Annotated in this window: 9 protein-coding genes and 2 pseudogenes; 2 read left to right on the top strand and 9 right to left on the bottom strand. The window is 62.4% G+C overall.

Annotation, left to right across the window (positions count from 1 at the left end; genetic code table 11):
- Nucleotides 1-127: 127 nt before the first annotated feature.
- A pseudogene (locus PRL19_RS11170) lies at nt 128-2,185 on the bottom strand (TRAP transporter fused permease subunit); the annotation flags it as partial.
- Nucleotides 2,186-2,263: 78 nt separating this feature from the next.
- Here PRL19_RS11170 and PRL19_RS11165 point away from each other — a divergent pair.
- Entirely contained in the window at nt 2,264-2,950 is a 687-nt protein-coding gene (locus tag PRL19_RS11165; protein ID WP_273743014.1) for a hypothetical protein, read from the top strand.
- Nucleotides 2,947-3,527, top strand: a pseudogene (locus tag PRL19_RS11160) (transposase); the annotation flags it as partial. The gene PRL19_RS11165 and the pseudogene PRL19_RS11160, both read left to right, overlap by 4 nt.
- Nucleotides 3,528-3,566: 39 nt before the next feature.
- On the opposite strand, the gene PRL19_RS11155 reads toward PRL19_RS11160, so the two are convergent.
- The 8 genes from PRL19_RS11155 to PRL19_RS11120 form a co-directional block, all read right to left on the bottom strand.
- Entirely contained in the window at nt 3,567-4,235 is a 669-nt protein-coding gene (locus PRL19_RS11155; RefSeq protein WP_273743013.1) for an amino acid ABC transporter permease, read from the bottom strand.
- Nucleotides 4,236-4,304: 69 nt separating this feature from the next.
- Nucleotides 4,305-5,318 (bottom strand): LacI family DNA-binding transcriptional regulator, encoded by a 1,014-nt coding sequence (locus PRL19_RS11150; protein WP_273743012.1) that lies wholly within the window; start codon nt 5,316-5,318, stop codon nt 4,305-4,307.
- An 802-nt stretch (nt 5,319-6,120) separates the two neighbouring features.
- Nucleotides 6,121-7,593, bottom strand: coding sequence for a carboxypeptidase M32 (locus PRL19_RS11145; protein WP_273743011.1), 1,473 nt, complete (start codon nt 7,591-7,593; stop codon nt 6,121-6,123).
- Complete coding sequence (locus PRL19_RS11140; protein ID WP_273743010.1) at nt 7,590-8,612, bottom strand: ABC transporter ATP-binding protein; 1,023 nt, start codon at nt 8,610-8,612, stop codon at nt 7,590-7,592. The genes PRL19_RS11145 and PRL19_RS11140 overlap by 4 nt, the downstream gene beginning before the upstream one ends.
- Nucleotides 8,609-9,574, bottom strand: a complete 966-nt coding sequence (locus tag PRL19_RS11135) for an ABC transporter ATP-binding protein (RefSeq protein ID WP_273743009.1) — start codon at nt 9,572-9,574, stop codon at nt 8,609-8,611. Before PRL19_RS11135 ends, PRL19_RS11140 begins: the two co-directional genes overlap by 4 nt.
- The gene (locus PRL19_RS11130; RefSeq protein WP_273743008.1) at nt 9,571-10,497 is read right to left on the bottom strand and encodes an ABC transporter permease; all 927 of its coding nucleotides are present in this window, start codon (nt 10,495-10,497) and stop codon (nt 9,571-9,573) included. Before PRL19_RS11130 ends, PRL19_RS11135 begins: the two co-directional genes overlap by 4 nt.
- Nucleotides 10,497-11,552 (bottom strand): ABC transporter permease, encoded by a 1,056-nt coding sequence (locus PRL19_RS11125; protein WP_337960257.1) that lies wholly within the window; start codon nt 11,550-11,552, stop codon nt 10,497-10,499. Before PRL19_RS11125 ends, PRL19_RS11130 begins: the two co-directional genes overlap by 1 nt.
- A gap of 10 nt (nt 11,553-11,562) precedes the next feature.
- Nucleotides 11,563-13,134, bottom strand: a complete 1,572-nt coding sequence (locus tag PRL19_RS11120; RefSeq protein WP_273743007.1) for an ABC transporter substrate-binding protein — start codon at nt 13,132-13,134, stop codon at nt 11,563-11,565.
- Nucleotides 13,135-13,262: the final 128 nt, after the last annotated feature.

The following is a 13,262-nucleotide window of genomic DNA, read 5'->3' as shown; positions in this document are numbered from 1 at the left end:
TTAGGTAAGGTCGCGCTGCTGGCCCGAACAGCAGATCACGGCCAGATGCCAGAGTTCAAAGCGGATAGAGCTTCACCCGGCCGACACCCGCGCCGCCGATTTCGGCGCGGCGTCGGCCGTCTTGTCTTCATCCCAAGGGCACAAAAATGAGGGCCATCCCGATTGCCAAGCACATCATTCGCACCATCAGTTTCTGCACGCCGATGATCGCATATGATATGGCGATGCACCCGCCGCCCACCAGACCGGCGGAGAAAAGTGCGGCGCCCGGGGCCTCAGCCAGGCGGATCAGGTCCGGGCGCGCGATCATGCCGAGGGGGATCAGGTAGAGCCCCACACCGAGTGCCATCGCGGTCATGGCTACGCGCAGCCAGTTCTCCTCCGCCATTCCGGCCGCAATGAAGACAGCGCCGCAGACTGGAGGGGTGATGGTCGAGAGAAGCGCGAACCAGAACACGAAGAGATGCGCCTGCAGCGGCTCGAGGCCAAGCGTGGTCAGCGCCGGCCCTGCGACCGAGACGCAGATCACGTAGGCCGCAGTCGTCGGCACCTCCATGCCCAGAACAAGACAGGCCAATGCTGTCAGCAGAAGGGAAGGCCACAGGCCACCGTTCGACGCCGACAGGATCAGGGAGGTGATCTTGACCCCCAGCCCGGTGATGGCAAGCACGCCGACAATGATCGAGGCGCACAGGATGATGGCCGCGATGAGCGACACCTGCCGCGCGGCACCAATCAGTGCGACCTCGGCCCGGCCCGCGGCACGCCGCAGGTCGATGCGCATGTCGGCGCCCGTAAGCAGCAGCACCGCCCCCGCGATGATCGCCAGGCCCGCGGAATATTGCGGCGTATAACCGGCCCAGAACATCGCCCCCAGCAGAACCGCAAAGGGCACCATGAAGAAGGCGGAGGTGATCAGGACCTCCCGCCGGGCGGGCTGCTGGCCGGGTGGCAATCCCCCCAGGTCCAATCGGCGTGCATAGGCATCGATCCCGAACCAGACCACCGCGAAGTACAGAAGTGCAGGCAGCAGGGCAGCCATGATGATCTGCGTGTAGGGCGTGCCGGTCAGTTCGACCATGACGAAAGCCCCTGCCCCCATCAACGGCGGCATGATCTGGCCGCCCGACGAGGCGACAGCCTCCACCGCCCCGGCGATCCGGCGTGGATATCCCATGCGGATCATTGCCGGGATGGTCACCGCACCTGTCGATGCGACATTGGCAGAGGCCGATCCCGAGATCGACCCGAACAGCGCCGAGGCGATGACGGAGACCTTGCCCGCGCCGCCCCGCAACCGGCCCGCGGCCGCGGCGGCAAGGTTCATGAACCCCTGCCCTGCCTCGCCCGCGTTCAGGACCGCGCCGAAGATGACGAAGATTGCCACGACGCCCACCGAGACACCCGTCAGCTGCCCGAAGATCCCGCCTTCCGCCAGGGTCAGCGTCCCCATCAGGCTGGCGGGCGGTAGCGGCGCGTGCCCGAACTCGCCCGGGACATACTGACCGAAAGCAGCGTAGAGCAGCGCCAGCCCCGCGACGATGGGCAATGGCCAGCCGATTGCACGACGCGCGGCCTCCAGCACGGCCAGCAGCAGGGCGCCACCGACCGCATATTGGAACCCCGTCTCGACGAAGCCATACTGGTCGGTAAGTCGATCGGCGTTCAGTGCAATCCAGATGGCCGCTGCCATCCCCGCGATTGCCAGGACGACGCCAAAGGCCGATACCCAGCGCGCGGCACGCTGGTCAGTGAACAAGAATATCCATGGCAGGATCAGTGCCACATGCAGCGGCCTGGCCACCAGGTTGGGCACCAGCGACAGAAGCCGGACATCCTGACTAGCGGCCGCCTCCACTACGTTCGGCGCGGGAAAGCTGCCAGCCGTGACAAAGCTGTCGATCTGACCGTTCGTCAGCCCGTCACCGGCATTGGAAAGTTCGGCGTCAGCGATGGTCACGTCATCCATCAGCCCGAACAACTCGAGATACTTCTCACCCTCGGTCGCACCGAAGCTACCCTTTCCAATGAGGATGCGCTTGCCCTCGAATGCGTCCAGCGTCGTCGACCCATCACCACCTGCAACGACGAAGTGCATGGTCAGCGAGGGAATGGGGAACAGCGCCCGGATCTCGGCAAACTGCGGGGCCGTCCGGCCCTCGAAGGCGCCGCTACCGGCTTGCGCATCCGCAGCGGTATGCGCGCCCTATAAAGCGGCTGACTTCTCTCGCACACGAGTTGGCGGTCGATGGCCTGCTGGCAGATGCGTGGGAAGCTGGCCCATTCAGAAATGCACAAAGTGCTGAACGGCATCCGCGCGCGCTACAAGACCGAAATTGAGGCCGCCCGGAAATCTGTCATGACAGTCGAGGGCACGAGCCTGAAGGGCGGCGCGATGACCTTCGACGATTTTCTAGAAGAGGCTGACTACGCCGTCATCGAGGACGCTTACCGCCGTACCGGTCGAGCGATCATCCGCGATCTTGCAACGACATACAGCGATTACCTCGCTCGGCACGGAGGCAAAGCCGACGACATGGAAACGGCGCTCATGGAGGCGCATGTCAGTATCGCAGCCTTGGGCCTCGTCCCACAGGTTCGTGAAACGCTCGAGGCTGAAGCCGAGAAGCTCGCCAATCAGTGGCTCACCCGGTTCCGCGTCGAGATCAAAGATCTGTCCGACGAACGCCAGGACGTCTATCGCCAGATCAGAGAGATGAGCGCCAATCCAATGGATGTGGACCTTGCTCGCCCGACATCACGGATGCAGGCGACCACAATCCGCGAGGCGAACGGCACCAAAACACCCCTCCCAACCTTCGAGAGACATCTTCTTTGTGATGAGCAGGGCCTGTTCCCCGAGGATTTCAATTCCTGGGTGACCTGCCCCCCGGAACGTCCCTCGGTTTATTGTAGAGTTTGCTTCATCACGAAGGAGCAGACGACATGAGAAAAAGCCGCTTCACCGAGGCGCAGATCATTGGGATGATCAAGGAGCAGGAAGCCGGAATGGCGACGGCGGATGTCTGTCGCCGGCATGGTCTCAGCCCGGCGACGTTCTACAAGCTCAAGGCCAAGTATGGCGGCATGGACGTGTCCGATGCCCAAAGGCTGAAGGCGCTCGAGGACGAAAACGGCAAGCTGAAGCGTCTGCTGGCAGATGCCATGCTCGACAACATCGTGCTGAAGGATCTTCTGGGATCGAAGCCATGGGACGCCACTGGTCCAAGGACCATGGCTGAGGCCTGACGACACCGAAAGCGCGGCGGGACGCAGTGCTCAAAGCGATGCGGGATCACGTCATCTCGCAACGCCGGGCCTGCATCCTGGTCGGTGTCGATCCGAAGACGGTGCGTCGCGAGCGGCCGCCCGACAATCCGGAGATCCGCAAGGCCATGCAGGAGGTCGCGGCTGTGCGTCGCCGGTTCGGCTATCGGCGGATCGGACTACTGCTGGAGCGCAGGGGCATGCTGATGAACCCGAAGAAGCTGTATCGACTCTACCGCGAAGAGGGGCTGGCCATCAGGATGAACAGCACGTCGGCGGAGGAGAACTCACGGATCATGTCAGCGCCCCGCCGGATAGTTGAAGAACACCCGCCGCAGCGTCGCGAACAGGGTCGAGAAGCCCAAGGCCAGCAGGAAATACAGGGCCGTCAGCACCAGATAGATCTCGAAGCTGGCGAAGGTGCGGGCGTTAAGGTCCGCCCCCGCCGCAGCAAGGTCGGTCGCCGAGATGACCGACACCACGCTGGAGGTCAGCATCAGATAGATGAACTGGCTGGTCAGCGACGGATAGATGTTGCGCAGGGCGGGCTTCAGCACGACGTGGCGGAAGATCTGCACGGGGGACAGGGCCAAGGCGCGTCCGGCCTCGATCTGGCCCTGCGGGATCGATTCGATGCCCGCGCGGATGATCTCGGTCCCATAGGCGCCGACATTGACAACCAGCGCCACGAGGGCCGCGGTATTGGGTGACATGCTGATGCCCAGGGCGGGCAGGCCGAAGAAGATGAAGAAGATCTGGATCAGGAAGGGCGTGTTGCGGATCACCTCGACATAGGCATCGACGATCCAGCGCAGCGGTTTGATACCGGACGTCTTGGCGACCGCCCCCAGGACCGACACGACCAGTCCGATGGCCATGGCCGAGAACGACAGCTGGACCGTCAGCCACGCCCCGTGGGCCAGCATGTCCAGATTTTCGAACACCGGCTGAAAGTTGAAGCGATACATCTGCCCTCCCCTGCGGATGTGCTCGTTTTCACGATTTAGAACGATCTAAAACGCAACGATGCAAATGTGTCAAACGATTTTTGCCCCGGAGCTTTCGCGCACCATCAGCGCGGGGGCCTGAAGGAACCGCTCAATCGGGCGCCCCGGCTCTGCCAGCCGCGTGGTCAGCAGCCGCGCAGCCTCTGCGCCGATCACCGCCGGGCACATGGCGACGCTGCTCATCGGCGGATAGGTCAGTTCCGCCAGCGGAAGATCATCCAGGCCGACCACCGCGATGTCCCGTCCCGGCTGGCGATCCGCACGGCGCAGCCCCAGCATGAGCCCGGCCGCCAGAACGTCGTTGAAGCATAGGACTGCCGTCGGCCTTGACGGCAGGGCCAAAACCTCGTCGGCGGCGAGAGCCGCACCCTCCCAGGTCAAGTCGGCCTCCACGATCCCTGCATCGATGGCACCGGTCAGTGACAAACCCAATGAGAAGCCCTCCAGCCGCTCCGCCTTGGCTGAGGTCATCGCGCGCACCGACAGAAAGGCGATCCGCTGGTGCCCCAGATCCGCAAGATGCTGAAGTGCCAGGCCAACCCCGGCAACATAGTCGGCGCCCGCATAGTCCGTCTGTTGCGTGCCGACCTCGCGCAGCGCCTGCACCATGGGCAACCCCCAACGCTGAATCCGCGTTGGCAGCGCCGGATCCGTTCCAGCGGCAGGGCAAAGGATCACCCCGTCCACGCCATGACCCCGAAACCGCTGCAGGATCTCGTCCTGGCGCTGCGGCTCATCCTCGCTGTTGGCCAGCAGCACGACGCGGTCCTGCGCCCGCATCACCTGCTCGACGCCGGTCAGGAACTCGGTGAAGAACGAGTTCACCAGGTTGGGCACGATCACGCCGACTGTCCGGCTGCTGTTGTTGCGCAAACGAGCGGCGCCGATGTCTCGAACATAGTCGAGGTCCGCCATGACCCTTTCGACCATCATCCGCGTGTGTTCGGCCACGAGAGGAGACTGTCGCACGACAAGGGAAACCGTCGCACGCGAAACGCCCGCGACCCGGGCTATGTCTTCCAACGTCGGTCGCTTTGTGCTCACTGCGCATCTCCCACGATTAAGCTTTATCTTGCTGCCGGTTCTGGGGACGACGTTGATGTCATCGCTCGGGCAACAGTCCAACCTCAATCTGGATGAGGCAGGAACCGAGCACCACTGACAAGGATGATTTAACGACGTTCTCAGCGAGAATGACTGCGTCGGTGGAGAAGCAACGTGATGGCGGTGTGGAATGGATATTCCGCATCATGTGGCGGCGCCGCTCGTTCGTGCCGCAGCACCACTGACGCCGCTATCTACCAAAAGGGCGGGAAGCAGTCTGACCGCTGTGCGGCAAGCCAAGGGTCTCAGGACGCAGGAGCAGCAGACGCTTGTCGCCGACGCAGCACGGCCAGCGCCTAGTCCATCACAAAGGGCGGCAAGCAGCCCGACGGTGGTGCAGTATAGCAGTCGCGGCATCAGCCCAAAGCGGACGGTCACCCTATCGAACGTCAGGTGAGCACCCTTGTCGATGGGAGGGGTGAGAAGCGGCGTGTTGGTATTGCACCGAATTAGCTTATGTATATGCGAGAAGCGGCTATTCGTATGCGGAGCAACTTCTCTTGCGGCAGGATCAGCCTTGATGGTGAAAACTAGCTGACCGGAGTGCCGAATTGCCGCAATAGCTCAGCCACCGCAGGTCAACCACTCTCCGAAGCGAACCGGTTAGGTAGCAAATCGAGGTCGAATATGACAACTTAAGTCGTCGAGTTGCCTCAATGACGTTGATGGACATGCGCCCGGCCGATTATCAGCTTTACAAAGGTAGCCGCGTCACGGCAAGTATACCATCGCAAACAGTTTGTCAGCTGAATTTGCGGTCCAAGTATTCGAGATAGGCGGAGGGATCGTTACTCGCCAGGCCGAGGCGGTCCAATATCTGAGCACGTGTCAATGACCGCCCGTGCTTCCAAACCGCCTCTCTCAAGCTGCCTCGGAGTGGTTCTAGATTGCTTTCGTTCACCGCGCTGATGACCCCTGGCGATCCTTCTCCAAGGTGCCGCATCAACTGTGCGGCCGTCATATTGCCGATCGTGTAGGTCGGAAACGATCCTATATATCCGGATGACCAATGAACGTCCTGCAAGCACCCGTGAGCGTCACTGTCGATCTCGATCCCCAGATCAGATTTCATCGCCTGGTTCCAGGTGTCGGGTATGTCAGCCACCTCTAGGCTGCCCTCCATGAGGGCCATCTCAATCCGGACGCGCAGCATGATATGCAAGTCATAAGTCAACTCGTCAGCCTCAACACGAATGGGCCCCGGTTCGACCCTGTTGACCGCAGCGACGAACTCTTCCGTCGTCACGTCGGAAAGCTGGTCGGGAAAGGTATCGCGAAGATGCGGGAAATGCGCATGCCAGAAGGCCGGACTGCGCCCAACGTGGTTTTCCAGAAGACGCGACTGGCTTTCATGCATGCCGAAGCTGGTGCCGCCCACGGCGTAGAGCCCAATCATGTCCGTCGCAAAGACGCTGCGAGTGTGGATCGGGTCAACGCCCTGTTCATAGAGCGCGTGGCCGACCTCGTGGATGGTGCCAAAGATCGACATCGGCAGATAGTTGCGGGGCCACCGTGACGTGATGCGGACATCATTGCGAGTAAAGCTGACCTCGAAGGGGTGGACGGCGGTGTCCAGGCGGCCCCGGTCGAAATCATAGCCCAAGGCGTGGGCGATCTTGGTCGCGAACTGCTTCTGAAGCTGCGGATCGTAGTCCCGATAGAGGAAATCCGTGCGGGGTGCGGGTCGGGTGCGTGCGCGATCCAGGATGGGAAGAATACCCGCGCGAAGGCTGTCGAACAGTGTCTCCAAGCTAGCCGCCGTCTCGCCCAGTTCGAAAACCTGCACCATGGGATCGTAAGGATGCCCCTGATGACCAAGAGCATCGGCAGTCCGACGTGCAAAGGCCACGACCTTTTCCAGATGCGGTTGGAAGATTGCAAAATCACCTTGTCCGCGGGCCTTCGCCCAGGCGGCGCCAGCGACCGTCGCATGCTGCGCCTTGGCCTGCAGCAGATCCGCCGGCAGGCGGGCATGGTGATCGATAGCCTGCCGCACGGCCTGCGCCTGTGGGTCATCGCCGGCCGCATCGACCGCATCCTGCATGGCCGGATCCAGGATCATCTGGCGCGCAATGCCCATCAGCGTTGCAACCTGGTGGCCGCGCGTTTCGGCACCCCCCGAGGCCATTTGCGTGCGTGCGTCCCAATTGAGCATGTTGACCGTGCAAAGGACGTCGTTCAGCCGTCCGATCCGAGTGCGAAGATCAATGGTCATGCGGCACCTTTCTGCATATCGACCCCGCCGTCGTTCAGATGACAGGCCACCGTCCGCACCGGCCCGGCCGCGGTCAGCCTCGGCACCTCGGTGCGGCACCGCGAGCCGGCAAAGGGGCAGCGCGGATGGAAGGCACAACCGGGCGGCGGTGCTATCGGTGACGGGATCTCTCCCTTGATGGCCTCGAACCGGCCGCGGCCCGTGCCCACGGTCGGGATCGAGGCGAACAGCGCTCGGGTATAGGGGTGGCGCGGATCCGCATAAAGCTGATCGGCCGGCGCCAGTTCGACCAGCCGGCCCAGATACATGATCGCCACGCGATCGCAGACATGACGGACGACCGACAGATCGTGGCTGATGAACAGCGCGGTCAGGCCCAGATCGTGGCGCAGGTCCATGAACAGGTTTAGCACCTGCGCCTGGATCGACACGTCCAGCGAGGCCACGGCCTCATCCAGCACCAGCACCTCGGGCTGCATCGCCAAGGCGCGGGCAATGGCGATACGCTGACGCTGGCCGCCGGAAAACTGGTGCGGCAGCCGGTCGGCATAGGCTGCCTCCAGCCCGACCTGCTCCAGCAGGGCACGGACGCGGGTGCGCACCTGATCCGCGGGGATAATGCCGTGATAGCGCGGACCTTCTGCCAAGGTCTCGCCGACCTTCATACGCGGGTTGAGGCTGGCGAAGGGGTCTTGATGGATCATCTGGACCTGCGTCGTCCGCTTGTGGATGGTGCCACCCCGCTGATCGGCAATCGGCTGGCCGTTCAACGTCACGCTGCCCGAGGTCGGAGCATGGATGCCCGCGATGACCCGACCCAGCGTCGATTTCCCGCAGCCGGATTCACCGACGATGCCCAGAACCTCGCCCTTTGCGACCTCCAGTGACACGTCAGTCAGCGCATGCACAGTCACGGGTTTGCCCCCGCCGGTGAACTTACCGGCCAGACGCTCTGCCAGTCCTGGCCTGCGAGTGAACCGCTTCGAAACGGTATCGATCTTCAGGATCGGATCGGTCATACGCCCTCCAGGGGGTAGTGGCACAAGACGGCCTGCCCGTCGCGGACATCCAGCGGCGGCTCGGTGCAGCACAGGTCGGTCGCACGGGGGCAGCGGGGCCGGAACGGGCACCCCTCCGGCAGGCGCGAAAGCTGTGGCGTCGATCCGGGGATCTGCGGAAGCTTACGACCAGGTTCATGAAGTGCAGGAATTGAGTCCAGCAACCCTTGGGTATAGGGGTGCCGCGGGCCCCCGATCACCTGTTCCGCCGTGCCGCGTTCGACGATGCGGCCCGCATACATCACACAGATATCGTCGGCCAGGCTGGAGACCACGGCCAGATCGTGAGTGATCCAGACGATCGCAGCGCCAGTCTTGTCTGCCAACTCGCGCACTTCGGCCAAGATCTGGCCCTGGATCGAGACATCCAGCGCCGTCGTGGCCTCGTCGGCAATGATGACGGACGGGCTGTGCAGCAGCGCCATGGCGATCGCCACCCGCTGACGCATGCCGCCGGACAGCTGATGCGGATAGGCCTTGAGGCGTTCCGCGGGGGATGGAATGCCCACCACCTCCAGTGCCTTCCGTGCGTGCTCCAAGGCATCCGATTTGGACATGGCCTGATGGACCCGCACCGCCATTGCCATCTGGTCACCTACGCGGAGGACCGGGTTCAAGGTCATCATCGGATCCTGAAAGACCATCGCGACCTTGCGGCCGCGCATCTTGCGCAGGTCCTCCGTGGACAGCTGCCGGAGATCCACGCCGTCAACCAGCACAGCGCCCGCCGTAACCTCTCCCGGTGCGTCGATCAGACCAAGGATCGAGAAACCGGTGACGCTCTTTCCAGACCCACTTTCGCCCACAAGGCCCATGATCCGGCCGGGCTGCACGGCGAAGCTGACATCGTTGACCGCCGTGACATGACCTGCGCGGGTCTCGAACCGCGTGGTCAGTCCCTTGACGTCGAGTGCTGCGGTCATCTGCTGTTCCTCGGGTCAATCACTGTCCTGACCTGATCGCCGACCAGGTTGATGGCCACGACCGTGATCATCAGGAAGACGCCGGGATAGATGGATAGCCATGAGCGCCCGGCATGAATATACTTGAAGCCGTTGGAGATCAGGGACCCCAGTGACGGTTCGGTCAGCGGCAGGCCGACGCCCAGAAAGGACAGCGTCGCCTCCAATGAAATGGCGCTGGCAACCTGCACGGTGGCCACGACGATCAGCGGGGGCAGGACGTTGGGCAGCAGATGCTTGAACAGGATCCGCCGGGTCGGCAGCGGGGTCGACCGGGCCGCCTCGATATAGTCCTTTCGACGCTCGACAGACGCGGCGCCATGGGTCGTGCGGGCGAAGTAGGCGTATTGCGCCACCACCAAGGCTAGGATGATCTGCGGCACCCCCTGCCCCAGAACGGCGGCCATCACCAAGGCCAGCAGGATGGCGGGCATGGACAGCTGAAGGTCCACGATCCGCATCAGCAACGCCTCGATCCGGCCGCCGAAATACGCGGCCGTCAGGCCGATGCTGATCCCCAGGGTCAGTGCCAGCACCCCGGCCGAGATCCCGATCAGAAAACTGGTCCGCAGCCCGTAAAGGATCGCGGAGAGCATGTCGCGACCCGCATTGTCCGTGCCCAGCAGATGCACATAGCCGCCGGATCCCGTCTGGCCCGGTTGCAGGAAGGCATCCGCCCAATCCAGTTGCCCCAAATCATAGGGATCCTGCGGCACCAGCCAAGGTGCCCCAAATGACGCGACCAGCAACGCCACGATCACCACCAGCGCGCCGACCGCCACCCACGACCGGCGATAGTCGGACCAGAAGTTGCGCAGGCGCATCACCCGCGTCTCGGCCGGGGCCGCGGAAGGGACCGCCAGAACGTTTCCGATATGGGCCATCAAGAGCCTCCCTTCAGACGGACGCGGGGATCAAGCCGCGCATAGATCAGGTCGACGACCAAGTTGATCATCACGAACAGCAGCACGACCATCACCAGGTAGGAAACCATGACCGGTCGGTCCAATTGCAGGATGCTGTCGATGATCAGCTTGCCTACGCCCGGCCAGTTGAAGACGGTCTCGGTGACCACCGCGAACGCGAGGGTCGAGCCCAGTTCCAGCCCGAACACGGTGACCAGCGGGATCGAGATGTTGCGCATGATGTGTCCGAACACGATCTGCCGGTCGGGCAGTCCCTGCGCGCGCGCAAAGCGGACGTAATCCGTTCCCATCGCCTCGACCATGCCGGCACGGGTCAGTCGGATCATCAGGCCCATCTTGAACAGCGACAGATTGACCGCCGGCATGATCACATGGGCCCAGCCATCCGCAGTCGCCAACGACGTTTTCAACCACAGGACCTGCCCGACCTCTCCGCGCCCCCCAGAAGGCAGCCAGCCGAGATTGACGGCGAACCCCATGATCAACAGCATCCCAATCCAGAAGGTCGGGACAGAAAAACCCAAGACGGACAGCGCCATGATCAGCTTGGCAGGGATGCCGTTCGGACGGTAGCCCGCATACATTCCGGCAGGCACACCAATCAGCGTAGCGATGCCCACGGACACCAGAACCAGTTCCAGCGTTGCAGGCAAGCGCGAGAAGACAAGCGACGTGACCGGGATGTTGTAGACCATGGACCGGCCCAGATCGCCCCGGAACACATTGCCGACGAAGGTGAAATACTGTTGCCACAGGGGCTGGTCGAACCCGTATTGCCGGATCAGATTCTCGCGGATCTCCTGGCTTGCGCCAGGGTCGATCATCACGTCGATCGGGTTGCCGATCGCGTAGACGCCAACAAAGACGATTACCGACATGACGAACACGACCATCATCGCCTGTATCAGTCGACCGACAAGATAGCCAAACATCGCAATCCCCCGTTTTTTCCCTGCCCGATATCGCCCGACAGGGGCGTCGGCGGCGCGCCTCCCAAAAGGGACGCGCCACACGGTTGTCAGATTACTCTTTTGGGGTGATCGCGTAGGCCCGGGTTTCCTGGTCGACGCGAGGGGTGAAATCGACCATGCCCGCCTTCGATGCCCACACGCTCTGCAGAATTACGGTAGGGATCAGCGCGCGATCCTCCATCGCGATCTCGGACGCCTGCTTATAAAGCTCGCGGCGCGCGTCCGTATCCAAGGTCTGGCTTCCCTCGCTGAAGATCCGGTCGAATTCGGGGTTCGAATAGCCGGACCTGTTGAAGTTGCCAAAACCCTTCTCGGCGTCCTGGGTGTGGACAAGCGCACCATAGGTATAGGCCGCCTCGCCGGTTAGCGTGCCCCAGGCGGACATGGTCATTGTGTATTCTTCTCGCTGCGCCGCCGGGAAGAAGACCGTGCCGTTCAAGGCCTGCGCGTTCACCGTCAGGCCCAAGCGCGACCACATCTGGGCCAATGCCTCGCAGACCACCGCGTCGCCGGGAACACGATTGTTCGTGCAGGTGAAGTCGATTTCGAACCCGTCGGGATAGCCTGCCTCGGTCAGCAGCGCTTTGGCCTGATCGATGTCATAGGCAGGCGCCGGGATGTCCGACGAATAGCCGAAGAACCCTTCGGGCATCAGCTGGTTGGCCGGCGTGCCCAGACCCTCCAGCACCACGTTCACCAGGACGTCGCGGTTGATCGCCAGATCCAGCGCCTTACGGACGCGCACGTCCTGCAGTGGGTTGCCATCGATCTCCTGCCCGTTGACCTTAATGGGCTGCGGCTCCTCATCCTTCACCGACGGCGCAATGTTCAGGATGTAGATCGAATCCGATACAAACGTATCGAGGTTGCTGTCGGACTGCATCGCCAGATAATCAGTGGCAGGAACATAGTTGATCATATCCACTTGTCCCGACTTAAGGGCAGCAACACGTGCGGCATCGTCGGGGATCTCGCGGCGCGTGACCCGCTCCCACGCCGGGGCCTCCCCCCAGTAATCATCGTTGCGTTCGACAACCAAGTCGCCCTTGGGCTGCCAGCTGACGAACTTGTAAGGGCCGGTGCCGATTGCCTTCTCGCCGGAATTGAATTCCTCGTTCCCTGCTTCCATCCCGGTCTCGGACGGAACAACAAACAGGCGCGTGAAGTCGTTCGGCAGGGACGGTGCCATCCCGTTGGTCGTGATGCGCAGCGTATAGTCGTCCACGACTTCGACCGACGCGACATATTTGGTATAAAGGGTCATAGGCATCGGGCCGGTAACGGCAGGAATGCGCTCGATCGAGAACTTGACGTCCTCGGCTGTGAAGGGCGTGCCGTCATGGAAGGTTACGCCTTCGCGCAACTTGAACTCCCAGGTGGTGTCGTCAATGGGCGTCCAGCTGACGGCGAGGCCCGGCTGCAGCTGCAGCGTCTCATCCGCATCGACCAACGTATCGAAGACATGACGAAGCGCCTCGGCTTGACTACCCAAGGTCGACCAGTGCGGATCGATCGAATCCGGGCCGGCGCGAAGGCCGATGGTCAGATCCTGCGCCATAACTGCCGGTGCGGCAGCCATCAAGGCGATGAAAGCGATTCCCGAGTAAAGAGCATTTTTAGCCATTTCCGAACCTCACCTGTTATCATTGACTGTAACACTAGCGGCCGTTTTTTTTGCACGTCAAGAAATTTTCGAAATTAAATGTCTTAAGTTCTCGTTGCTGCTAGACTTCTGACCATCGGTTCAGCCGC

The organism is Paracoccus marcusii (assembly GCF_028621715.1).
Classification (GTDB): Bacteria; Pseudomonadota; Alphaproteobacteria; order Rhodobacterales; family Rhodobacteraceae; genus Paracoccus; species Paracoccus marcusii.
The sequence above is the reverse complement of the archived record's forward strand: the minus strand, read 5'-3'. Positions and strand labels throughout refer to the sequence as shown.

What these genes read in the sequence shown, in the direction of transcription:
- PRL19_RS11165 (WP_273743014.1), top strand. Translation starts at nt 2,264, where the DNA reads ATGCGTGGGAAGCTGGCCCATTCAGAAATGCACAAAGTGCTGAACGGC.
- PRL19_RS11155 (WP_273743013.1), bottom strand. Translation starts at nt 4,235, where the DNA reads ATGTATCGCTTCAACTTTCAGCCGGTGTTCGAAAATCTGGACATGCTG.
- PRL19_RS11145 (WP_273743011.1), bottom strand. Translation starts at nt 7,593, where the DNA reads ATGACCATTGATCTTCGCACTCGGATCGGACGGCTGAACGACGTCCTT.
- PRL19_RS11140 (WP_273743010.1), bottom strand. Translation starts at nt 8,612, where the DNA reads ATGACCGATCCGATCCTGAAGATCGATACCGTTTCGAAGCGGTTCACT.
- PRL19_RS11135 (WP_273743009.1), bottom strand. Translation starts at nt 9,574, where the DNA reads ATGACCGCAGCACTCGACGTCAAGGGACTGACCACGCGGTTCGAGACC.
- PRL19_RS11130 (WP_273743008.1), bottom strand. Translation starts at nt 10,497, where the DNA reads ATGGCCCATATCGGAAACGTTCTGGCGGTCCCTTCCGCGGCCCCGGCC.
- PRL19_RS11120 (WP_273743007.1), bottom strand. Translation starts at nt 13,134, where the DNA reads ATGGCTAAAAATGCTCTTTACTCGGGAATCGCTTTCATCGCCTTGATG.